The following is a 22,248-nucleotide window of genomic DNA, read 5'->3' as shown; positions in this document are numbered from 1 at the left end:
GTCGCGCCGGGCCGCGCGTGTCGGTGCCGACCGACACAATGGCCCGGTGGTGCTCGACCGATTCTCGGAGCCGACCCGTGCGTGGTTCACGGGCGCGTTCGCCGCGCCCACGGCCGCGCAGGCGGGAGCGTGGGAGGCGGTGTCGGGCGGCGACCACGCGCTGGTCGTGGCCCCCACCGGGTCGGGCAAGACCCTCGCGGCGTTCCTGTGGGCGCTCGACGGCCTGCTGACGGGCGAGCCGCCCGCCGAGCCCGGTGCGCGGTGCCGCGTCGTGTACGTCTCGCCGCTCAAGGCGCTCGCGACCGACGTCGAGCGCAACCTGCGCTCGCCGCTCGTGGGGATCCGGCAGGCGGCGACCCGGCTCGGGCGCACGCTGCCCGACGTCACGGTCGGCATCCGCACCGGCGACACGCCGCCGAACGAGCGGCGCGCGTTCGCCACGTCACCCCCCGACGTGCTCATCACGACCCCCGAGTCGCTGTACCTGGTGCTCACGTCGGGCGCGCGGGCGGGACTCGCGGGGGTGCGCACCGTGATCGTCGACGAGATCCACGCGGTCGCGGGCACCAAGCGCGGCGCGCACCTGGCCGTGAGCCTCGAACGGCTCGACGCGCTGCTCGAGCGCGAGGGCGGGCCGGGCCCCGTGCAGCGCGTCGGGCTGTCGGCCACCGTGCGACCGGTCGACGCGGTCGCGGCGTTCCTCGGCGGCGCGCGACCGCGCGACGAGGGCGGTCGCGAGGTCGTCGTCGTGCAGCCTCCGTCGCAGAAGGTCATCGAGGTCGACGTCGTCGTGCCCGTGCCCGACCTGGGCGACCTGGCGTCCGCCGCGCGCCCCGGTGCCGCGGGCACCGCACCGGGGTCGATGAACCGCTACGGCGGCCCGGGGATCGACCCCGACCTCGCGGGGTTCGGCGCGCCCGCACCGGGGGCCGCGCCCGTGGCGGTCGACGACGGGCCGCCGCGCGCGTCGATCTGGCCCCACGTCGAGGAGCGCGTCGTCGACCTCGTCGCGGCGCACCGCTCGACCCTCGTGTTCACCAACTCGCGGCGCGGCGCCGAGCGGCTCACCGCGCGCATCAACGAGGTCTGGGCGGAGCGCCACGGCGTGGACGTGCCCGACCCCGGCGCCGCGCAGCCGGCCGCGGCACCCGGGCAGTCCGGCACGTCGGCGGGCGTCGACACGCGCGACGCCGCGACGATCGTCGCGCGCGCGCACCACGGCTCGATGAGCCGCGCCGAACGCACCCGCACCGAGTCCGAGCTCAAGGCGGGACGGCTGCCCGCGGTCGTCGCGACCAGCTCGCTCGAGCTCGGCATCGACATGGGCGCGCTCGACCTCGTCGTGCAGGTCGGCGCGCCGCCGTCGGTCGCGAGCGGCCTGCAGCGCGTCGGGCGCGCGGGCCACCAGGTCGGGGCCGTGTCCCGGGGCGTCGTCTTCCCGACGTACCGCGGCGAGCTCGTGCCGGCGGCCGTGACCGCGCAGCGCATGCGCACCGGTGAGCTCGAGGCGCTGGCCGTGCCGGCCAACCCGCTCGACGTCCTCGCGCAGCAGGTGGTCGCGATGGTCGCGGTGGACGACTGGCCGCTCGACGACCTCGCGCGCGTCGTGCGGCGCGCGGCGCCGTTCGCGACGCTCGGCGAGGCGACGCTGCGGGCCGTGCTCGACATGCTCGCGGGCCGCTACCCGTCGGAGGACTTCGCGGAGCTGCGCCCGCGCATCGTGTGGGACCGCGTCGCCGACGTGCTCTCGGGCCGCCCGGGCGCGTTGCGGCTCGCGGTGACGAGCGGCGGCACGATCCCCGACCGGGGCCTGTTCGGGGTGTTCCTCGCGGGCGGCGGCGAGACCAGCGACGTGCCGGCCGACGCCGAGCGCTCGGGCGGCCGCGTGCGCGGCGGCAAGCGGGTCGGCGAGCTCGACGAGGAGATGGTCTACGAGTCGCGCGTCGGCGACACGTTCACGCTGGGGTCGAGCACGTGGCGCATCGAGGACATCACGCCCGACCGCGTGCTCGTCACGCCCGCCCCCGGGATCCCGGGGCGCCTGCCGTTCTGGAAGGGCGACGCCCCGGGACGGCCCGCCGAGCTGGGGCGCGCGGTGGGCGGGTGGGTCCGCGAGGTCGCGGCGCTCGGCGACGACGCGGCGCGCGAGCGCGTCGAGGCGGCGGGGCTCGACGCGTGGGCGGCGGACAACCTGCTCGCCTACCTGCGCGAGCAGCAGGAGGCGACGGGGCAGGTCCCGAGCGACACCGTGGTCGTCGTCGAGCGCTTCCGTGACGAGCTGGGCGACTGGCGCGTCGTGCTGCACTCGCCGTACGGCGCGCGCGTGCACGCGCCGTGGGCCCTCGTGCTCGCGGCGCGCCTGCGCGAGCGGTACGGCGTCGACGCGGCCGCCATGCACGCCGACGACGGCATCGTGCTGCGCCTGCCCGACGTGCTCGACGGCGCCGCGGACACCGCGTGGGTCGCCGACGGCGGCACCGACGCCGGGCCGCGCCTCACGCTCGACGACCTGCTGCTCGACCCCGACGAGGTGCTCGCGTCGGTGCGCGACGAGCTGGGCGCGTCGGCGATGTTCGCGGCGCGGTTCCGCGAGGCGGCCGGCCGTGCGCTGCTGCTGCCCCGACGGCGCCCCGACCGGCGCCAGCCGCTGTGGCAGCAGCGGCAGCGCGCCGCGCAGCTGCTCGAGGTCGCGGCGCGCTACCCCGACTTCCCGATCCTGCTCGAGGCGGTGCGCGAGTGCCTGCAGGACGACTTCGACACCGACGCGCTGATCGAGCTCATGCGGGACGTCGGCTCGGGGAGGGTGCGCGTCGTCGAGGTCACGACGACGCACCCGTCGCCGTTCGCGCAGTCGCTGCTCTTCGGCTACACCGCGCAGTTCCTGTACGAGGGCGACGCGCCGCTCGCGGAGCGACGCGCGGCCGCGCTCACGCTCGACCCGACCCTGCTGGCCGAGCTGCTGGGCTCGGGCGGCGAGTCGCAGCTCGCGGACCTGCTGGACCCCGAGGCCGTCGAGCGCACCGAGGCCGAGCTCGCGGGCACGGCGCCCGACCGGCAGGCGGGGACGCTCGAGCAGGTCGCCGACGTGCTGCGCCGCCACGGCCCGCTGCCGGTCGTCGACGTGCAGGCACGCACACGCGCCGACGTGCGCGACCTCGTCCCCGACTGGCTCGACGAGCTCGCGGCGGCCCGCCGGGCGATCCGTGTGCGGCTCGGCGGCGTCGTGCCCGAGCGCGCCGAGCAGTGGGCGGCTGTCGAGGACGCCGGTCGGCTGCGCGACGCGCTGGGCGTCGCGCTGCCCGTCGGGGTGCCCGAGGTGTTCACCGAGGTCCTGCCCGACCCGCTCGCGGACCTGCTGCGCCGGCACGCGCGCACGCACGGCCCGTTCCCCGCGGCGCAGGCGGCCGCGCGGTTCGGGCTCGGCGTGGCCGTGGTCGGCGAGGTGCTGCGCCGCCTCGAGGCGTCCGGCGTGCTCGTGCAGGGGCGGCTGCGCCCCGACGTGCTGGGCGGCACGGGCGACGAGTTCTGCGACGCCGACGTGCTGCGCCGCCTGCGGCAGCGCTCGCTCGCGGCGCTGCGGTCCCAGGTCGAGCCGGTCGACCCGCGCGCGCTGGGCGTCTTCCTGCCGCGCTGGCAGGGCGTGCACGCGGTCGGGCGACGACCCTCGGGCCTGCGCGGCGTGGACGCGGTGGCCCGCGCGGTCGAGCAGCTCGCGGGCTTCGCCGTGCCGGCGTCGGCGCTCGAGACGCACGTGCTGCCCGCGCGGGTGCCGGACTACTCCCCCGCGATGCTGGACGAGCTGACCTCGGCCGGTGAGGTGCTGTGGGCGGGCCACTCGCCCCTCGCGGGCCACGACGGCATGGTGTCGCTGCACCCGGTCGCGGTCGCGGACCTCACGCTCGCCCCCGTGCCGGACCTCGACGCGACCGACGCGCCCGCGAGCGGCCCGGTGCACCGGGCCGTGCTCGCGGCGCTCGAGGGCGGCGGCGCGTGGTTCCTCGGTCCGCTCGTCGAGCGGGTCGCCGCCGTCCGGCTCGACGACGACCCCGCGCCGGGCACGACGGCCGTGCTCGAGGCCCTGTGGGACCTCGTGTGGGCAGGCCGGGTGACGAACGACGGCCTCGGCCCGCTGCGCGCGTGGCTCGCGGGCGGCCCGACCGCGCACCGCACGCAGGCCGCCCCCGCGCGCGGGCGCCCGCTGCGACCGCGACTCGGGCTGCGGGCCGGGGTCCGGCTGGGTGTGCCGACGGCACGTGACGACGGCGGGCGCGTCGGCGGCTCGACGTCCGGCGCGGGCGCCGGACGCTGGTCCCTGCTCCCGGCACGCGAGCCCGACCCGACCGTCCGGGCGCACGCGCTGGCGGCGCAGCTGCTGGACCGGCACGGCGTCCTCACGCGGGCGGTGGCCCCCGCCGAGGGCGTCTCCGGGCGGTTCGGCGACGTGTACCGCGTGCTCAGCGCGCTCGAGCAGTCCGGCCAGGTGCGCCGCGGCTACTTCGTCGAACGCCTCGGGGGGTCGCAGTTCGCGCTGCCGGGCGCCGTCGACCGGCTGCGGGCGGACGCCGAGGTGGTCGACCGCGCACGCGAGCGCGCGGCCGACCGGCTCGACACCGCTCCCCTGGGTCCGGGCCTGCCGTGGCAGGACGTGCCGCCGCCCGCCTGGGGGCGCCCGCCGGGCCGGGCGCGTGGTCGCCCGGGGTGCCAGACGCCGACCGGCGCGCCGGCGACCAGCCGTGGGTCGTCGTCCTGGCCGCGACCGACCCCGCGAACCCTTACGGTGCGGCGCTCGCGTGGCCCGACGCTCCCGCGGGACGTGACGGCACGCGGCACCGACCGGGACGCAAGGCCGGCGCCCTCGTCGTGCTCGTCGACGGCGGCCTCGCGCTGTACCTCGAACGGGGCGGGCGGACGCTGCTGACGTTCAGCGACGACCGCGTGACGCTCGGCGCGGCGGCCGACGCGCTGGTGCACGCCGTGCGCGAGCGCCGCGCGGGCCGGCTCACCGTCGGGCGCATCGACGGTGCCGAGGTGCTCTCGGCGGACGTCCTCGCGACCCCGGCCGCGACCGCGCTGACCGGTGCCGGGTTCGTGACGACGCCGCGCGGGCTGCGGCTGCACGCGTCGTGAGGGCCGCCCGGGAGCCGGGGGCGACCGATGCCCGAGGGTGACGTGCTGCGCCGCGCCGCGGCGCACCTCGACCGTGCGCTCGCCGGGCAGCGCCTCGTGCGGGCCGACCTGCGCTGGCCGACGGCCGCGACAGTCGACCTGCGCGGGCGCACGGTGCTCGGCACGCGACCCTACGGCAAGCACCTGCTGACCCGCTTCGACGACGGGCGCACGCTCCACACGCACCTGCGGATGGACGGGACGTGGCGGGTCGTGCCGTCGTCGGACCGCCGCGCGGCGGCGCGGGCACCGCAGGTGCGCGCGGTGCTCGCGGTCGAGCGGTGGACCGCCGTCGGGTACCAGCTCGGCATGCTCGACGTCGTGCCCACGTCGGCCGAGCCGACCCTGCTGGGGCACCTGGGGCCCGACGTCCTCGACGGCGACTTCGACGACACGCCCGGTGTGCCGTGGGCCGGGCCACCGGTCCTCGACCTCCCCACGCCGGGGATCGACGAGGCGGTGCGGCGCTGGCACGCGCAGGGCGGCCGCCCCGTCGGCGAGGTGCTGCTGGACCAGCGGGTCGTGGCCGGGCTCGGCACGATCTTCATGGCGGAGTCGCTGTTCGCACGCGGCTGGTGGCCGTGGGCCCGCGCCGACGCGGTCGACGACGCGGCGGAGGTGCTGCGCGCGGGTCGCGCGCTGCTGCGCGCGTCGGTCGCGACGGGCCGGCCGGACGCGGCGGTCTACGGGCGCGAGGGTCGCACGTGCCCGCGGTGCGGCGCGCGGGTCGCGCGCGACGACATCGGCGTGGCACCGACGCAGCGGCAGGTGTACTGGTGCCCGGGCTGCCAGGTGCGCGGGCGCGGCTGAAGCCCGCGGGTCGACGACGGCAGGACGCACGACGGGCCGGGCACGCCGCTCCCGGCGTGCCCGGCCCTCGTGATGCCTGTGCGTCAGCCGACGGGCGTGAGCTCCGACCGCGGCATCGCCCACCCGGCGTCGCCGAGGTCGGACCCGGCGGCCAGGTCGGCGGGGACAGTGTCGGGGATGTGCAGACCCTCGGCCACCGCGACACGGTCGCTGACCTCGCGCAGCACGAGCGACAACGGCACGTCGAGCGCGTCGCAGATGCTGCTGAGCAGCTCGGACGACGCCTCCTTCTGCCCGCGCTCCACCTCGCTGAGGTAGCCGAGCGAGACACGGGCTGCCGAGGAGACCTCACGCAGGGTGCGGCCCTGGCGCTGGCGCGCGTCCCGCAGGACGTCACCGATCTCTCGTCGTAGGACGACCATCTGGGCTCCCCCCTTCACGTCACGTCCTCGGTCGACGGACGGTCCCGCGGGGTGCGCGGCCGTCCCACTCGCTGCACCCGGCCGCACGGCCGGGAGGCGACCACCGTACCGCGCACCGCCGACGCGTGCGCCTGACGGGCGGGTGGTGGTCCGGGTGGTGTTCACACCGTCCCCAACGCGAGGGCGGCCCGCCGTGTTCCCCGCGACGTCAGCGCTCACCCGGCAGCGCCGCGAGCGCGAGCGCGAGCACGGCCCGTACCGTCCCGGCGCGGACCCGCGCGCGGTCCCCCGCGAGCACGAGGCTGCGGACCTCGCGCACCCCGGCCGCGACGACGGCGACGTGGACGGTGCCCGGTGGGCGACCGTCCTGCGGGTCGGGCCCCGCGACGCCGGTCGTCGCGAGGCCGACGTCGGCGCCGCAGACTCGACGCACGCCTGCGGCCATCGCGAGCGCCACGTCGGGGTCGACCGCGCCGCGCGCGGCCAGCAGCTCCGCGTCGACGCCCAGCACGCTCGCCTTGAGGTCGGTGGCGTACGCGACGACCCCGCCGCGCACCACGGCCGACGCACCGGGCACGTCGACGAGCGACGCCGCGACGAGCCCGCCCGTGAGCGACTCCGCGGCCGCGACCGTGAGGCCCGTGCGGGCGAGCAGCCCGACCAGCGCCCGGGCGTCGGGCTGCGGGCTCACAGCCCCGCCGTCGGCGGGACGCCCGCGGCGCGGCGGATCCGCACGGCGGTCCGCACGTAGTCCGCACCGGTCACGAGCGTGACCGCGACCGCGGCCGCCATGACCACGGCCGCGACGACGCCGACGAACGCCGGCAGGTGGTCGAGCGGCAGCAGGTACAGCGACAGCGCGACGGACTGCAGGACGGTCTTCAGCTTGCCGCCGCGCGACGCCGGGAGCACCACGTAGCGCAGCAGGAAGAACCGCATGACCGTGATCCCGAGCTCGCGCACGAGCACGAGCACCGTGACGGCCCACCAGAGGTCGCCCAGCCACGAGAGCAGCACGAGCGCGGCGCCGATCAGCAGCTTGTCGGCGATCGGGTCGAGCATCTTCCCGAGGTCGGTGACCTGGCCGGACCGGCGCGCGAGCCAGCCGTCGAGCCGGTCGGAGGCAGCGGCCACGACGAACAGCGCCGTCGCGAGCAGGCGTCCGCCGACCGTGTGCCCACCGTCCGCGAGGAGCGCGACCGCGAAGAACGGCACGACGGCGATCCGCAGGACGGTCACGACGTTGGCCGGGTTCCAGGCGGAGGGAGCGTCGGCGACCACGCGCCACAGCCTACGGGGCGGGCGGCGCACGACCGGCATCCCGCAGGTCACGGGTCCAGGACGCGCGCCCGACGGTGACGGCTCGCCTCAGGCGAGCGGCAGCGCGCCGCCGTAGAGCCACCCCTGGCCGTAGCGCCAGCCGTTGCGGCGCAGGAAGTCGGCCTGCTCCTCGTTCTCGATGCCCTCCGCGATCGTCACCATCGCGAGCTCGCGCGCGAGCGCGCCGAGCGCGCGGGTCACCTTGCCGGCGGTCGGGTCGTGCGGGATGCCCGACGTGAACGACATGTCGAGCTTGACGCCCGCGACGGGCAGGTCGCGCAGGTACGACAACGGCGAGACCCCGGTCCCGAAGTCGTCCAGCAGGATCGGGACCCCCGCGGCGGAGAGCTGGGTCAGCTCGTGACGGATCCGGGTCCCGGACGCCACGAGCGAGGACTCCGTCAGCTCGAGCACCAGCCGCCCCGCCGTCACGCGGTGCCGCGACAGGTCCTGCAGGAGTCGCGTCGCGAGCTCGGAGTCCCCCAGCTGGTCGGCCGACACGTTGACGGACACCCAGCGCGCGTCGTCGGCGGTGCGCGCCAGGAACTCCACGACGCGCGACGCCACGAACTGCCCGAGCAGCACCGACACGCCCGCCTCCTGGATGTGCGGGAGGAACGCGCCCGGCAGCAGCAGGCCGCGCTGCGGGTGCTGCCACCGCACGAGCGCCTCGTACCCCACGACCCGGGCGTCCGACAGGTCGACGATCGGCTGGTAGTGCACGACGAGCTCGTCGTGCTCGATCGCGTGCACGATCTCGCGCTGCAGGGTCGGGGCGGTGGACAGCTCCATCGACGCGTCGTACACCTCGGTGCGGCCGCGGCCGCCCTGCTTCGCGCGGTAGAGGGCCGCGTCGGCCGCCGCGAGGAGCGTCGGGGCGCCGGCGTCCACGAGGTGCTGGTCCGCGAGCGCGATGCCCACGCTGGCGGCCACCGCGAGGCGGCGTCGCCCCACCCGCACGGGCTCCGCGAGCCCGGCGTGGATCGCGTTGGCGACCTCGAACACCGCGCGCGCCGCGTGCACCGACTGCAGCACCACGACGAACTCGTCGCCCCCCAGCCGCGCGACCGTGCCGCCGCCGGCCGTCGCGGCGCGCAGCACGCCCGCGACGTGCACGAGGATGTCGTCGCCGGCGGCGTGCCCGTACCGGTCGTTGACCGCCTTGAAGCCGTCGAGGTCGCACGCGAGCACCGACACCCGGTCGACCGCGCCCGGCTGCGACAACGCCGTGTGCAGCACCTCCTGCAGCAGCGTGCGGTTGGCCAGCCCGGTCAGGGGGTCGTGCATGGCCCGGTGCGTGAGCATCTCGGCCTGCATGCGGGACTCGGTCGCGTCGCGGACCTGGACGACGAAGTGGTCGGGTCGGCCGTCGGCGCCGCGCACGAGCGCCGCGTCGAGCACCACCCAGACGAGCTGCTCGTCCGCACGCCGGCACCGCATCTCGAGCGAGAAGCGCTGCTGGCCGCCGCCCAGGAGCCGGTCCGTCGCCGCCCGCTGCGCGGCGCGGTCCTCGGGCGCGCTGAGGTCCGCCATCGGGTACCCGCGCAGCGCCTGCACGTGGGTGCCGAGCAGCTCGGCGAGCGCGACGTTGGCCTCGGTGATGCACCACTCGAGGTCGACGAGGGCCATCCCGATCGGCGCGTTCTCCATCGCGACACGGAACTGCGTCTCGCTGCGCGACAGCGCGACCTCGACGTCCCGGCGCGCGGTGATGTCGACGACCGTCGTCAGCACGGCGGCCTCGTCGTCGTCGGCGGGCACGCCGCGGCTCGTGACCTGGACGACCGAGGGCCGCGCACCGGGCGACGACGGGACGAGCGTGACGACCGTGGTGGTCTCCGGCTCGCCGGGCCGTCCGAGCACGTGCGCGGGGCTCGCAGCGAGGCCGTGGTCGTCGAGCAGCACGAGCGGCAGGTCGGCGACCGCGACGCCCACGACCGCCTCGCGGGCCACGCCCAGGATCTCGGCCGCGCGCTCGGACAGGTCCAGCACCCGGCCGTCGTGCGACTGCACGACGACGCCCTCGTGCGTGACGCTCTGGAGCGCGTCGTACCGCCGCCGCAGCTGCCGGGCCACGTGCACGAGCTCGGCGTTGCGGCGCGTCTGCGCGCGCTCGCGCCGCAGGAGCACCAGCACGGTCATGAGGGAGACGATCGCGACGAGCGCGATGACGGCGCTGACGACGCCGTACGGTCCGACCAGGTCTGCGCCCACCGGACGGCCGCTCAGTCGTCGGCGGGCTCGGGCCCGCCGTCCCTCTCCTCGTCGTCCGGGCCGTCCGCGGCGCCCGTGTCGCCGCGCAGCATGGCGAGCGTGCCGGGCAGGTCGTCGGGCTGCACGAGGACCTCGCGCGCCTTCGACCCCTCGGAGGGGCCGACGATCTCGCGGGACTCGAGCAGGTCCATGAGCCGCCCGGCCTTGGCGAAGCCGACCCGCAGCTTGCGCTGCAGCATCGACGTCGAGCCGAACTGCGTCGTGACGACCAGCTCGGCGGCCTGCAGCAGCAGGTCGAGGTCGTCGCCGATGTCCTCGTCGACCTGCTTCTTGGCGGCGACGACGGTGACGTCCTCGCGGTACACGGGCTTGAGCTGCGCCTTGACGTGCTCGACGACGGCGTGGATCTCGGACTCGGCGACCCACGCGCCCTGCGTGCGCATCGGCTTGGCGGCGCCCATCGGCAGGAACAGCGCGTCACCCTGGCCGATGAGCTTCTCGGCACCCGGCTGGTCGAGGACGACGCGCGAGTCGGTGAGGGACGACGTCGCGAACGCGAGACGCGACGGCACGTTGGCCTTGATGAGGCCGGTGACGACGTCGACCGACGGTCGCTGCGTCGCGAGCACGAGATGGATGCCGGCGGCGCGCGCGAGCTGCGTGATGCGCTGGATGGACGCCTCGACGTCGCGCGGGGCGACCATCATGAGGTCGGCGAGCTCGTCGACGATGACCAGCAGGTACGGGTAGGTCGCGATCTTGCGCTCGGAGCCCGGCAGCGGCTTGACCTTGCCCGCGCGGACCGCGGCGTTGAAGTCGTCGATGTGCTTGTACCCGAACATCGCGAGGTCGTCGTACCGCGCCTCCATCTCCTTGACCACCCACTCGAGGGCCTCGGCGGCCTTCTTGGGGTTGGTGATGATGGGCGTGATGAGGTGCGGGATGCCCTCGTACAGCGTGAGCTCGACGCGCTTGGGGTCCACGAGGATCATGCGGACCTCGTCGGGCGTGGACCGCATGAGGATCGAGACGATCATCGAGTTGACGAACGACGACTTGCCCGCGCCGGTGGCGCCCGCGACGAGCAGGTGGGGCATCTTCGCGAGGTTCGCGACGACGTAGCCGCCCTCGACGTCCTTCCCCACGCCGATCACCATGGGGTGCTCGGACCGCTTCGCGGCGCTCGAGCGCAGCACGTCGCCGAGCGCGACGGTCTCGCGGTCGGTGTTGGGGATCTCGATGCCGATGGCGGACTTGCCGGGGATCGGCGACAGGATGCGCACGTCGGCGCTCGCGACCGCGTACGCGATGTTCTTGCTCAGCGCCGTGACGCGCTCGACCTTGACGCCCTGCCCGAGCTCGACCTCGTACCGCGTGACGGTGGGGCCACGGGTGAACCCGGTGACCTGCGCGTCGATCTGGAACTGCTCGAGCACGGACGTCAGCGACTCGACCACGCGGTCGTTCGCGGCGGAGCGCACCTTGTGCGGCGCCCCCTTGGCGAGCGCGTCCTCGTGCGGCAGCAGGTAGACGACGTCGCCCTCGAGCATCGGCTGCTCGCCGCGCGGCACGCCGGTCGGGGCCGGGGCGGTGAGCTCGGGCGTGACGACCGCGGTCGGCGCGGTGGGGGCCGCGGGCGGCATGCGCCGCGTCTCGACCACGTCGGGGACGTCGTCGACGTCGTCGAGGTCCTCGTGGTGGACCTGGGCGGCACGCTCGAACGCCTCGTCGCCCTCGTACTCGTCGAGGCGCCGGTCGTCGGGGTCGGGGACGTCGTCCGCGCGACGCCGGCCGAGCAGCGAGCGGCGCTTCTTCGCGGGCGGCTCGGGCCGCGCGCTGTGCAGCGCCTCGATCACCAGCGGCGCGTCCTCGTCGTCCTCGACCTCCGCGCTCTCGTGCTGGCCCGTCAGGCGCCGGTACAGGCCCTGCAGGCGCGGCCCGATCTGGTGCACGGGGGTGGCGGTGACGACCAGCACGCCGAAGAACGCGAGGATCCCGAGCAGCAGGCCCGCGACCACGGGGGTCAGCAGCGTCGCGAGCGGCGTGCCGACGGCGAACCCGACGATGCCGCCGGCCGCGCGGACGGCCGCCATGTCCTGCGTGCCCGGCTGCCCGTGCGTGAGGTGCACGATCCCGCAGACCGCGATCGTGATCGCGCTCAGGCCGATGCCGATGCGCGAGTTGGCCTGCACGCGCTCGGGGTGCCGCATGAGGCGCACCGACACGCCCAGCAGCACGACCGGCACCGCGACGCCGACGACCCCGAACGTCCCGGCCACGACGTTGTGGATCACGTCGCCCGCCGTGCCGGACAGGTCCCACCACTCGCGTGCGGCGACGACCACCGCGAGGCCGAGCAGCGTGAGCGCCAGACCGTCGCGCCGGTGCGCCGGGTCGAGGTCGCGCGCTCCTGCGCCGACGTGCCGGGCGGTGCCGCCCACGACGTGCGCGACGCCCATCCACGCGCCGCGCAGCATGCGCAGCGGCAGGGGCGGGCGCGGGGGCTCGGCGGGCTTGCGGGCCGCGGGACGCGACCCGCCGCCCGCCCTGGCGCCCTGGGGCGACCGCGACGACGCTCCGGAGGCGCGCGTCGAGCGCGCGGTGCCTGGGGTCGTACGGGTCGCCATGGTCCTCACGGTAGCGGCGACCTGCCGATGAGCCGGTCCTCGCGGGCCCGTGTCGCCCGATCCGACCCGTGCGTGCGACGCGTCTCACGTCGCCCGCACGGGTCGAGCGCCTACGCCTCGACGACCACCGGGATGATCATCGGGCGACGGCGCAGCTTGTTGGACACGAAGCGGCCCACGACGCGCCGCATGACCTGCTGCAGCTGGTGCGTGTCGGTCGCGCCGCCGCGCACGGCCTCCTCGAGCGCGGCCGTGAGGTCCGGGAGCACGCCGTCGAAGACGTCGTCCTGCTCGGCGACGCCGCGCGCGTGGATCTGCGGGCCGGCGAGCACCGTCCCGTCGGCGGAGGACACGACCGCGAAGATCGACACGAAGCCCTCGTCGCCGAGGATCCGGCGGTCCTTGAGCTCGGCCTCCGTCAGCTCGCCGACGCTCGAGCCGTCGACGTACACGTACCCGCACGGCACGGCCCCGACGACGCTCGCGCGACCGTCGACGAGGTCGACCACGACGCCGTCCTCGGCGAGCACGACCCGGTCGGCCGGGACGCCGGTGCGCACCGCGAGCGCGGCGTTCGCGATGAGGTGCCGCACCTCGCCGTGCACGGGCATGACGTTGCGCGGACGCAGGATGTTGTAGCAGTACAGGAGCTCGCCGGCGCTCGCGTGGCCCGAGACGTGCACCTTCGCGTTGCCGGAGTGCACGACGCGCGCCCCGAGCCGCATCAGCCCGTTGATGACGCGGAAGACCGCGTTCTCGTTGCCCGGGATGAGGCTCGACGCGAGCACGACCGTGTCGCCGGGGCCCACGGAGACCTTGTGGTCGCCGTTGGCGATCCGCGACAGCGCGGCCATCGGCTCGCCCTGCGAGCCCGTGCACATGAGCACGACCCGGTCGTCCGCGAGCTTCTCGATCTGCTTCTGGTCGACCAGGACGCCGTCGGGCACCCGCAGGTAGCCCAGCTCGGCGGCGATCCCCATGTTGCGCACCATCGACCGCCCGACCAGGGCGACCTTGCGCTCGTTCGCGACGGCCGCGTCGATGACCTGCTGGACGCGGTGGACGTGCGACGCGAACGACGCCACGACGACGCGCCCCGTCGACTCCGCGAACACCTGGTCGAGCACGGGGCCGATCTCGCGCTCGGGCGTGACGAAGCCGGGCACCTCGGCGTTGGTCGAGTCGACCATGAACAGGTCGACGCCCTGCTCGCCCAGGCGCGCGAACGCCCGCAGGTCCGTGATGCGGCCGTCGAGCGGCAGCTGGTCCATCTTGAAGTCGCCGGTGTGCAGCACGGTCCCGGCCGGCGTGCGCACGGCGACGGCGAGGGCGTCGGGGATCGAGTGGTTGACCGCGACGAACTCGCACTCGAACGCGCCGAGCGTCTCGACCTGGCCCTCGCGCACCGCGAGCGTCAGCGGCGTGATGCGGTGCTCCTTGAGCTTGGCCTCGACGAACGCGAGCGTGAGCTGCGAGCCCACCAGCGGGATGTCGCGGCGCAGCCGCAGCAGGTACGGCACGGCACCGATGTGGTCCTCGTGGCCGTGCGTGAGGACGATCGCGTCGATGTCGTCGAGCCGGTCCCGGATGTAGTCGAAGTCCGGCAGGATCAGGTCGACGCCGGGCTGGTGGTCCTCGGGGAACAGCACGCCGCAGTCGATGACGAGCAGCCGCCCGCCGTACTCCAGCACGGCCATGTTGCGCCCGACCTCGCCGAGGCCGCCGAGCGGGACGATCCGCAGGCCGCCCTCCGGCAGCGGCGGCGGCAGGGTGAGGTCGGGGTGGGGGTGACTCATGGATCTCCTGGGTGATCGGTGGGTGCCGACCCGTGCGTCATGCCCGGTCGGCGCCCGCGACGACGTCGAGCAGCCCGCTGGCGGCCAGACCGGCGCGCACGTGCGCGGCCTCGTCGTCGGTGAAGGGGACGAGGGGCAGCCGCATCGCGCGGCTGCTCAGGAGGCCGAGCTCGACGAGCGCGGCCTTGGCGGCGGAGGCCTGGAAGCCCGCGCCGTTGACGGCCGTGACGGCCGGGAGGACCTCGCGCAGCACGGCGAGCGCACCGGCGGCGTCGCCCGCGTGCCACGCGGCGAAGAGGCGTGCGAACGCGGCGGGCGCGACCTGCGTCGTCACGCCGACGAGGCCGACGGCGCCGTGCGCGAGGAACGCGAGCGCGAGCGCGTCGTCGCCGCTGTACCACGCCAGGCCCGTGCGCGGGATGGCGCGCGCGGCCTCGACCACGTCGCCCGACGCGTCCTTCATCGCCACGACGCGGTCGTGCGCCGCGAGCCGGTCGACCGTGCCCGGGGCGAGCCGGACGACCGCGCGCCCGGGGACGTCGTAGAGCATGACGGGCAGGTCGGTCGCGTCGGCGACGGCGGTGACGTGCCGTACGACGCCCTCCTGCGAGGGCCGCGAGTAGTAGGGCGTCACGACGAGCAGGCCGTGCGCACCGGCGGCCGCGGCCTGCTCGGCCATGCGGACCGCGTGCGCGGTGTCGTTGGAGCCGGCGCCCGCGACGACGTACGCGCGGTCGCCCACGGCCTCGACGACCGCCTCGACGACCGCGGCCTTCTCGGGCGAGTGCGTGGTCGAGGACTCCCCCGTGGTGCCGTTCAGTACGAGGCCGTCGTGACCCGCGTCGACGAGGTGCTGCGCGAGCCGGACCGTCGCCTCGAGGTCGATCGCGCCGTCGGCGGTCATCGGGGTGACCATCGCCGACAGCAGCGACCCGAACGGGTGGGTGGCGGAGGTCACGGCAGGCATGCGCACACGGTACCGCCCGGGCACGGCCGCGCGCGGCGGCGTCCCGTGCGCCGGTCGGCCGGGCCCGCGCCCGCGCCCGCGACCGACGGGCGCGTCAGCGCCGCCACGTGTCGAAGCGGTAGCGGGCGCCCGTGCGGGACACGAGCCACGGCGTGTCCTGACCGCCGGCGACGCACCGCCAGCCGGGGCCGATCGCGGGCGCCGTCGTGTCCCCCGGCACGTCGAGGTCGACGACGGTCACCTCGAGCACGTCGGCGCGATCGAGCGCCGCGGCGTAGACCGCTCCCCCGCCGATGACCCACACGTCGGGCGCGGTCGCGAGCGCGGCGTCGAGGTCCGCCAGCACGTCCGCGCCGGGGGCGTCGAACCCCGGGTCGCGCGACAGCACCACGTTGCGCCGGCCCGGCAGCGGGCGGAAGCGCTCGGGCAGCGACTGCCAGGTCGCACGCCCCATGACGACGGTGCCGCCGGCCGTGACCTCGCGGAAGTGCGCCATGTCCTCCGGGACGTGCCACGGGATTCCGCCGCCGTCGCCGATGACCCCGGCGGGCGTCTGCGCCCAGACCAGCCCGATCACGGCGCTCAGACCGCCACGGGCGCCGCGATGGCCGGGTGGTGCCGGTAGCCGACCACCTCGACGTCGTCCCACGTGTAGTCGAACAGCGACGCGGCGCGCCGCAGGTGCAGCTGCGGCGCCGGGTACGCCTCGCGCGTGAGCTGCTCGCGCACCTGGTCGACGTGGTTGTCGTAGACGTGGCAGTCGCCGCCGGTCCACACCAGGTCGCCGACCTCGAGGTCGACCTGCTGCGCGACCATGTGGGTCAGCAGCGCGTACGACGCGATGTTGAACGGCACCCCGAGGAACAGGTCGGCCGAGCGCTGGTACAGCTGGCACGAGAGCCGACCGTCGGCGACGTAGAACTGGAAGAACGCGTGGCACGGCACGAGCGCCATGTCGTCGAGCGCCGCGACGTTCCACGCCGAGACGACGTGGCGGCGCGAGTCCGGGTTCGACCGCAGCTCGGACAGGAGCGTCGTCAGCTGGTCGACGTGCCCGCCGTCGGGCGTCGGCCAGGACCGCCACTGCACGCCGTAGACCGGGCCGAGCTCACCGTCGGCGTCGGCCCACTCGTCCCAGATGTGGACGTCCTTGGCGACGAGCGAGGCGATGTTCGACTCGCCGCGCAGGAACCAGAACAGCTCCTCGGCGACCCCGCGGAAGAACACCCGCTTGGTCGTGACGAGCGGGAAACCGGCCCGCAGGTCGAACCGCATCTGGTGCCCGAACACCGAGCGCGTCCCGGTGCCGGTGCGGTCGGCCTTCGGGGTGCCGGTGGTCAGGACGTGCCGCAGCAGGTCCTCGTACGGCGTGGGCACGGTGGCGGGGAGCGCGACGGGCGCGGCGGCGAGGTCGGCCATGGGCACATCGTCGCACCCCGCGCCGACGCACGGGCCCGGCGTCCGGCGCGCCGCGACCGCGAGCCCCGTCACGGGCGTGCCGTCCGGTGCGGGACCCTCACCCCGCGGTTGGCGGGCGCGCCGCCACGCGGCGAGGATGGCGCGCATGAGCACGTCGCTGCCCCCCTCGGTCGCCGCCCACCTGCCCACCGGGCTGCTCGTCGGGGGCCGGTGGCGCCCCGCACGCTCGGGCGCGACGTTCGCGGTCGAGGACCCCGCGACGGCCACGACGCTGTTCGAGGTCGCGGACGCCGACGAGCGGGACGCGCGCGACGCGCTCGACGCGGCCGTCGAGGCCGCCGAGCCGTGGCGACGCACGTCGCCCCGCCGACGGGCCGACCTGCTGCGCGCGGTGTACGACGTGCTCACGGCGCGTGCCGAGGACGTCGCCGCGCTCGTGACGGCCGAGGGCGGCAAGCCCCTCGCGGAGTCCCGCGCCGAGGTCGCGTACGCGGCCGACTACGTGCGCTGGTACGGCGAGCAGGCCGTGCGCCTCGACGGGCTCGCGCGGCGCGCACCGGCAGGCACGCACCACCAGCTCGTGCTGCGACGCCCGGTCGGCCCCGCGCTGCTCGTCGCGCCCTGGAACTTCCCCGTCGCGATGATCGCCCGCAAGGTCGCACCGGCGCTCGCCGCCGGGTGCACGTGCGTCGTCAAGCCCGCGCAGCTCACGCCCCTGACGACCGCGTACGTCGCCGAGCTGATCCGCGCCGAGCTCGAGGCCCGCGACCTGCCCGCGGGCGTCCTCAACGTCGTCCCGTCGTCGTCGGCGCGGCGCATCAGCGAGCCGCTGCTCGCGGACCCCCGCCTGCGCAAGCTGTCCTTCACGGGCTCGACCCAGGTGGGCGCGACGCTGCTCGCGGCCGCCGCACCGCACGTGCTGCGCACGTCGATGGAGCTGGGCGGCAACGCGCCGTTCCTCGTCTTCGCGGACGCCGACCTCGACGCCGCGGTCGAGGGCGCCGTGCAGGCCAAGATGCGCAACAGCGGGCAGACCTGCGTCGCCGCCAACCGCTTCCTCGTGCACGCGTCCGTCGCCGAGGAGTTCACGGCCCGGCTCACCGCCGCGTTCGACGCGCTCGTCGTCGGGCACGGCGCCGAGCCCGGCGTGACCGTCGGGCCGCTGATCGAGCGCGCCGCCGTCGAGCGGGTCGCGGACGTCGTCGCCGAGGCCGCGGACGGCGGTGCGACCGTGCGGACGGGCGGCGACCCGCTGCGGCGCAGCGGGTACTTCTTCGCGCCGACCGTGCTCGCCGGCGTCGCGCCCGACGCGCGTGTCGTCACCGACGAGACGTTCGGACCCGTCGCGCCCGTCGTGACGTTCGACGACGACGACGAGGCGCTGCGCCTGGCGAACGGGACGCCGTTCGGTCTCGTCGCGTACGCGTACACGCGCGACCTGACGCGGGCCATGCGGCTCGTCGAGGACGTCGAGGCCGGGATGATCGGCATCAACCGCGGCATGGTGTCCGACGCGACCGCGCCGTTCGGCGGCGTCAAGACCTCGGGCCTCGGCCGCGAGGGCGGCGAGGCCGGCATCGAGGAGTACCTCGAGGCCGTGTACGTCGCGCTCTGACCGGGAGCCGCCGCGCCGGGTCCGGGCCCGGCCCGCGAAGGCCACCGCCCGCCGCGGTCGGCCCGTGGACGCCGCGGCGGACCGCTCGAGGGCGTGTGCGACAGTGACCGCGTGACACCGCTCGACCCCGTGACCGCCGCACGACGGCAGGCGGTCTCGGTGTCGGTCGCCACGGGGCTGTACGGCGTGTCGTTCGGCGCGCTGTCCGTCGCCGCCGGGCTCGACGTGGCGCAGACCATGGCGCTCAGCCTGCTGATGTTCTCGGGCGGGTCGCAGTTCGCGTTCATCGGCGTGGCCGGCGCCGGGGGTGCCGCGGGCGCGGCCGTCGCGTCCGCCGCGCTGCTGGGCGCGCGCAACGGCCTGTACGGCGCGCAGCTCGCGCCGCTCCTCGCGCTGCCGTCGCGCCGGCGCCTGCCCGCCGCGCACCTGACGATCGACGAGTCGACGGCCGTCGCCACGGCGCAGCCGACCCGCACGGCGGCGCGCGTCGGGTTCTGGTGGACCGGGCTCGGCATCTACCTGCTGTGGAACCTGTTCACGCTCGTCGGCGCCCTCGCGGGCGACCGGCTCGGCGACCCGCGCGCCTACGGCCTGGACGCCGCCGCGGCCGCCGCGTTCCTCGCGCTCGTCTGGCCGCGGCTCGGGGGCCGCTCCGCGCAGGTCGTGGCGGTCGCCGCCGTGGTCGTCGCGCTCGCGACCACGCCCGTCCTGCCCGCCGGCGTGCCCGTGCTCCTCGCGGCGCTCGTCGCCGTCGTCGTCGGGCTCGTCAGCACGGGCCCGCCGCCGGCCGCCCCGGCACCGGGCGGTGCCGCGTGACCGGGCTCTGGTTCGCCGTGCTGCTCGCGGGGCTCGCCTGCCTGGGCATCAAGCTCGCCGGTCACCTGCTGCCCGAGCACTGGCTCGCGCAGCCCCGCGTCGCCCGGGTCGCCGCGCTCGTCACGGTCGCGCTGCTCGCCGCCCTGGTCGCCGTGCAGACCGCCACGACCGGCGGCCGGCTCACGCTCGACGCGCGGCTGCCCGCGCTCGTCGTCGCGGCGGTCGCGCTGGCGCTGCGCGCGCCGTTCGTCGTGGTCGTGCTGCTCGCCGCGGCGACCGCCGCGGGGCTGCGCCTGCTCGGCATGCCCTGACGGGCCGCACGTTAGGCTCGGCGGGTGCTGCCCCCACCGCCGACGTGTCCGTGCGCCCCGCCGTGCCCGGCGACGAGACCCGCATCGCGCACATCCAGCTCGCCGCGTGGCGCACCGCGCACGCCGACGTGCTGGGTGAGGTCGTGCTCGGCTCGCTCGACGAGGACGCGTTCGTCGCGCAGTGGGCGCAGGCCGTCACCGCTCCCCCGGGCCCCGGGTACCACGTGCTCGTCGCGTGCGACGGCCCGCACCTCGTGGGCTTCGCGTCGGTCGCGCCGATCCCCGCCCCCGACCCGACCGACGCGCCCGCGGGCGTCGTGCTCGCGCTCGAGGTCGACCCGCAGGCGCAGCGCGGCGGCCACGGCTCACGGCTGCTGGCCGCGGCGGTCGACCTGCTGCGCGCCGACGGCGCCGACCAGGTGCAGACCTGGGTCATCGAGGGCGACGCCGCGCGCGAGCAGTTCCTCGAGGGCGCCGGGCTGGGGCCCGACGGTCTGACGCGTCGGCTCGCCACCGGGCCCGGCCCCGACGAGGAGGCGCACGTCGTGGTCGAGCGCCGCTGGTACGCGGGCATCTGACCGCCGCCGGCCGAGGGCGTCAGGGCAGCTCGGTGCGGGTCGGTCGGCCGCGGTGCAGACGGCTCGCGGTCCGCAGCGCGGCCCGCGCACGCGAGCGGTCGCCCGCCGCGTCGTAGGCGAACGCGAGGTGGTACCACGCGCGCCAGTCGTCGGGCGACGCGTCGACGCGCTCCCGGTGCGGCTCGAACGCGGCGCGGGCCGCGGCACGGTCGACGCGACCGCCCGGGGAGCGCGGCAGGTCGTCGACCGGCAGCTCACCGGCCGCCGCGAGCGCGTCCGCCATGCGCTGCACGTCGAGCGCCAGCAGCCACTCGCGCACGATCAGCGAGAGCACGAGCAGCGGCGCCACGAGGAACGCGACGCCCAGCGCGACGCCGACGGGCTCGCCCGTGCCCATGAGCTGCACGGCGCGCACGCCCACCAGCCACACGTAGAGCGCGAGCAGCGCGCTCAGCGCGACGGCGGCGACGAGGCCCGTCCGGCGACGGCGCGCGCGCGGGGCGTCGGTCATGCGTGCAGGTCCAGCAGGTCCTCGAGACCGACCGTCAGGCCCGGACGGTCGACGACGCGACGGACCGCGAGCAGCACGCCGGGCATGAAGCTCACGCGGTCGAACGAGTCGTGCCGGATCGTGAGCATCTCGCCCGCGTTGCCGAGCAGGATCTCCTCGTGCGCGACGAGACCCCGCAGCCGCACCGCGTGCACGCGCACACCGTCGACGTCGGCGCCGCGCGCGCCGTCGACGGTCTGCGTCGTCGCGTCCGGCACCGGGCCCAGGCCCGCGGCCGCGCGCGCCGCGGCGATGCCCTGCGCGGTGTGGCGCGCCGTCCCGGACGGCGCGTCGACCTTGTCGGGGTGGTGCAGCTCGACGACCTCCGCCGACTCGAACCACCGGGCGGCCTGCCGTGCGAAGGCCATCGCGAGCACCGCACCGAGCGCGAAGTTCGGTGCGACCACGACCCCCACCCCCGGCGCGCGGACCAGGTGGTCGCGCACCCGGCCCAACGACGCGTCGTCCCACCCCGTCGTCCCGACGACCGCGTGCACGCCCGCCTCGACGAGCGTGTGCACGTGGTCCTCGGTGACCGACGGGACCGTGAAGTCGACCGCGACGTGCGCGCCCGCGTCGACGACCGCGCGCAGGTCGTCCCCGGCGTCCAGGGTCGCGACGAGCTCGAGCCCGTCCGCCTCCTGCACGGCGCGCACCGTGGTGCCCCCCATGCGTCCGGACGATCCCAGCACGGCCACGCGGATCGGTTCGTTCACGCCTCGCACCCTAACCGGCGGCACCCGCGCCCGACGGACGGGTCCAGCCCGTCAGACGCCGGCGGGCCCCAGCCGCTGCGCGAGGTGCTCGGCCAGACGACGCAGCTCGACGGGCGGCAGGCCCGTGAACCGCTCGACCTCGCGCGGCGGGTAGCCCGCGTCCACGAACCACTCGACCGTCGCGACCGTCGCGGCCGCGTCGACCGGCCCGGTGCCGACGGACTCGCGCACGAACGTGCTGAAACGCACCGCCGCGAGGTACTGCGCGGGCGTCACGCCCAGCAGGGTCGTGCACCACCGGTGCAGGTCGCCGACGCTCGCGGCGACCTCGCGCGCGATGTCGCTCGCGCGCACGAGGCCGCGGTGCGCCTCGACGTACGCGATCGCGTCCTCGAGGCGGTCGAGCTCGGCGCCGTCGTGCCGCGGCCGGCACGCCAGCGCGTCGAGGAGCGCCGCGACGGCCGCGTCGTCCGCGCCCTCGTCGAGCAGCGCGCCCACGCGCGTCGCCGTCCCGGCCGGGAGGACGTCGTCGAGGGCGGTCCAGGCGTCCGCGAGGGGCCGGCCGGCGCGCAGCCGCGCCGGACCCAGCGGGTGCAGCTGCACGCCCAGCCGCACCACGGGTCCGCGCTGCCGCGCGACGACCGCGTGCGTCCAGGGTCCGCGCACGCCGTCGCCGTCGGGCGTGCGCGCACCGGTGAGCGGGTCGACGAGCTCGCCGGCCGCGCCGCGCACGACCTGCAGGAGCCCGCGGCCGTCGGGCAGCAGCACCTCGACGTGGTCGGCGCCCGCCGCGTGGCGCGCGACCCACGCGTGCTCGGCGACGCCGCGCAGCACGGCGGGGACGGGGTACCGGCGGTAGTGGTCGACGGCGACGGGCATGCCCCCATCATGCCGCGCGCGGCGGACGCCGGGGCCCGTCGC

Annotated in this window: 19 protein-coding genes; 7 read left to right on the top strand and 12 right to left on the bottom strand. The window is 76.3% G+C overall.

Annotated features, from left to right (window positions below; translation table 11 throughout):
• The first annotated feature begins 46 nt into the window (after positions 1 to 46).
• From GY42_RS02640 to GY42_RS02630, 3 genes are read left to right on the top strand one after another with little or no spacing between them, the layout of a single operon-like run.
• The gene (locus tag GY42_RS02640; RefSeq protein WP_236686692.1) at positions 47 to 4,918 is read left to right on the top strand and encodes an Lhr family helicase; all 4,872 of its coding nucleotides are present in this window, start codon (positions 47 to 49) and stop codon (positions 4,916 to 4,918) included.
• On the top strand, positions 4,861 to 5,127 hold the full coding sequence (locus GY42_RS19740; protein WP_046528145.1) for a hypothetical protein: 267 nt from the start codon (positions 4,861 to 4,863) through the stop codon (positions 5,125 to 5,127). Before GY42_RS02640 ends, GY42_RS19740 begins: the two co-directional genes overlap by 58 nt.
• A gap of 27 nt (positions 5,128 to 5,154) precedes the next feature.
• The gene (locus tag GY42_RS02630; protein WP_046528144.1) at positions 5,155 to 5,976 is read left to right on the top strand and encodes a DNA-formamidopyrimidine glycosylase family protein; all 822 of its coding nucleotides are present in this window, start codon (positions 5,155 to 5,157) and stop codon (positions 5,974 to 5,976) included.
• 83 nt (positions 5,977 to 6,059) lie between these two features.
• Here the strand turns inward: GY42_RS02630 and GY42_RS02625 are convergent, their stop codons facing one another.
• The 9 genes from GY42_RS02625 to GY42_RS02580 form a co-directional block, all read right to left on the bottom strand.
• Positions 6,060 to 6,398, bottom strand: a complete 339-nt coding sequence (locus GY42_RS02625) for a helix-turn-helix domain-containing protein (protein ID WP_046528143.1) — start codon at positions 6,396 to 6,398, stop codon at positions 6,060 to 6,062.
• A gap of 208 nt (positions 6,399 to 6,606) precedes the next feature.
• On the bottom strand, positions 6,607 to 7,089 hold the full coding sequence (locus GY42_RS02620; RefSeq protein ID WP_046528142.1) for a CinA family protein: 483 nt from the start codon (positions 7,087 to 7,089) through the stop codon (positions 6,607 to 6,609).
• Positions 7,086 to 7,679 carry a CDP-diacylglycerol--glycerol-3-phosphate 3-phosphatidyltransferase gene (gene pgsA / locus GY42_RS02615; protein WP_052748179.1) on the bottom strand — a complete coding sequence of 198 codons (594 nt, stop codon included), beginning with the start codon at positions 7,677 to 7,679 and terminating at the stop codon, positions 7,086 to 7,088. The genes GY42_RS02620 and pgsA overlap by 4 nt, the downstream gene beginning before the upstream one ends.
• Positions 7,680 to 7,766: 87 nt before the next feature.
• The gene (locus GY42_RS02610) at positions 7,767 to 9,932 is read right to left on the bottom strand and encodes an EAL domain-containing protein (protein WP_046528140.1); all 2,166 of its coding nucleotides are present in this window, start codon (positions 9,930 to 9,932) and stop codon (positions 7,767 to 7,769) included.
• A gap of 11 nt (positions 9,933 to 9,943) precedes the next feature.
• Complete coding sequence (locus tag GY42_RS02605; protein ID WP_082131330.1) at positions 9,944 to 12,559, bottom strand: FtsK/SpoIIIE family DNA translocase; 2,616 nt, start codon at positions 12,557 to 12,559, stop codon at positions 9,944 to 9,946.
• Between the two features lie 110 nt (positions 12,560 to 12,669).
• Positions 12,670 to 14,355, bottom strand: a complete 1,686-nt coding sequence (locus GY42_RS02595) for a ribonuclease J (RefSeq protein ID WP_046528137.1) — start codon at positions 14,353 to 14,355, stop codon at positions 12,670 to 12,672.
• 37 nt (positions 14,356 to 14,392) lie between these two features.
• Positions 14,393 to 15,322 carry a 4-hydroxy-tetrahydrodipicolinate synthase gene (dapA, locus tag GY42_RS02590; RefSeq protein ID WP_046530456.1) on the bottom strand — a complete coding sequence of 310 codons (930 nt, stop codon included), beginning with the start codon at positions 15,320 to 15,322 and terminating at the stop codon, positions 14,393 to 14,395.
• A 94-nt stretch (positions 15,323 to 15,416) separates the two neighbouring features.
• Entirely contained in the window at positions 15,417 to 15,899 is a 483-nt protein-coding gene (locus GY42_RS02585; RefSeq protein WP_046528136.1) for a dihydrofolate reductase, read from the bottom strand.
• Positions 15,900 to 15,904: 5 nt separating this feature from the next.
• Positions 15,905 to 16,741 (bottom strand): thymidylate synthase, encoded by an 837-nt coding sequence (locus GY42_RS02580; RefSeq protein ID WP_046530455.1) that lies wholly within the window; start codon positions 16,739 to 16,741, stop codon positions 15,905 to 15,907.
• Between the two features lie 145 nt (positions 16,742 to 16,886).
• Between GY42_RS02580 and GY42_RS02575 the strand changes: the two genes are divergently transcribed.
• From GY42_RS02575 to GY42_RS02560, 4 genes are all read left to right on the top strand, one after another.
• Positions 16,887 to 18,356: an NAD-dependent succinate-semialdehyde dehydrogenase gene (locus tag GY42_RS02575; protein WP_046530454.1), complete on the top strand. Its 1,470-nt coding sequence runs from the start codon at positions 16,887 to 16,889 to the stop codon at positions 18,354 to 18,356.
• 111 nt (positions 18,357 to 18,467) lie between these two features.
• On the top strand, positions 18,468 to 19,172 hold the full coding sequence (locus GY42_RS02570; RefSeq protein WP_082131329.1) for an AzlC family ABC transporter permease: 705 nt from the start codon (positions 18,468 to 18,470) through the stop codon (positions 19,170 to 19,172).
• Positions 19,169 to 19,483: an AzlD domain-containing protein gene (locus GY42_RS02565; RefSeq protein WP_046528134.1), complete on the top strand. Its 315-nt coding sequence runs from the start codon at positions 19,169 to 19,171 to the stop codon at positions 19,481 to 19,483. The genes GY42_RS02570 and GY42_RS02565 overlap by 4 nt, the downstream gene beginning before the upstream one ends.
• A gap of 44 nt (positions 19,484 to 19,527) precedes the next feature.
• Positions 19,528 to 20,061: a GNAT family N-acetyltransferase gene (locus tag GY42_RS02560; protein WP_046528133.1), complete on the top strand. Its 534-nt coding sequence runs from the start codon at positions 19,528 to 19,530 to the stop codon at positions 20,059 to 20,061.
• 19 nt (positions 20,062 to 20,080) lie between these two features.
• Here GY42_RS02560 and GY42_RS02555 read toward each other — a convergent pair whose 3' ends face one another.
• From GY42_RS02555 to GY42_RS02545, 3 genes are read right to left on the bottom strand one after another with little or no spacing between them, the layout of a single operon-like run.
• Positions 20,081 to 20,572, bottom strand: coding sequence for a hypothetical protein (locus tag GY42_RS02555; RefSeq protein ID WP_046528132.1), 492 nt, complete (start codon positions 20,570 to 20,572; stop codon positions 20,081 to 20,083).
• Positions 20,569 to 21,327: a 4-hydroxy-tetrahydrodipicolinate reductase gene (dapB, locus tag GY42_RS02550; protein WP_082131328.1), complete on the bottom strand. Its 759-nt coding sequence runs from the start codon at positions 21,325 to 21,327 to the stop codon at positions 20,569 to 20,571. The genes GY42_RS02555 and dapB overlap by 4 nt, the downstream gene beginning before the upstream one ends.
• A gap of 51 nt (positions 21,328 to 21,378) precedes the next feature.
• A complete protein-coding gene (locus GY42_RS02545; protein ID WP_046528130.1) occupies positions 21,379 to 22,206 on the bottom strand; it encodes an AraC family transcriptional regulator in 828 nt (275 codons plus the stop codon).
• Between the last annotated feature and the right edge of the window lie 42 nt (positions 22,207 to 22,248).

It is taken from the genome of Cellulomonas sp. FA1 (assembly GCF_000986825.1).
Taxonomy (GTDB): Bacteria; Actinomycetota; Actinomycetes; order Actinomycetales; family Cellulomonadaceae; genus Cellulomonas; species Cellulomonas iranensis.
Note: the sequence above shows the minus strand (reverse complement) of the source record. Positions and strands in the feature narration are given on the sequence as shown.

Coding starts and splice junctions, on each gene's coding strand:
- GY42_RS02630 (WP_046528144.1), top strand. CDS start 5,155: ATGCCCGAGGGTGACGTGCTGCGCCGCGCCGCGGCGCACCTCGACCGT.
- GY42_RS02625 (WP_046528143.1), bottom strand. CDS start 6,398: ATGGTCGTCCTACGACGAGAGATCGGTGACGTCCTGCGGGACGCGCGC.
- GY42_RS02605 (WP_082131330.1), bottom strand. CDS start 12,559: ATGGCGACCCGTACGACCCCAGGCACCGCGCGCTCGACGCGCGCCTCC.
- GY42_RS02595 (WP_046528137.1), bottom strand. CDS start 14,355: ATGAGTCACCCCCACCCCGACCTCACCCTGCCGCCGCCGCTGCCGGAG.
- dapA (WP_046530456.1), bottom strand. CDS start 15,322: ATGCCTGCCGTGACCTCCGCCACCCACCCGTTCGGGTCGCTGCTGTCG.
- GY42_RS02580 (WP_046530455.1), bottom strand. CDS start 16,741: ATGGCCGACCTCGCCGCCGCGCCCGTCGCGCTCCCCGCCACCGTGCCC.
- GY42_RS02575 (WP_046530454.1), top strand. CDS start 16,887: ATGAGCACGTCGCTGCCCCCCTCGGTCGCCGCCCACCTGCCCACCGGG.
- GY42_RS02555 (WP_046528132.1), bottom strand. CDS start 20,572: ATGACCGACGCCCCGCGCGCGCGCCGTCGCCGGACGGGCCTCGTCGCC.
- GY42_RS02545 (WP_046528130.1), bottom strand. CDS start 22,206: ATGCCCGTCGCCGTCGACCACTACCGCCGGTACCCCGTCCCCGCCGTG.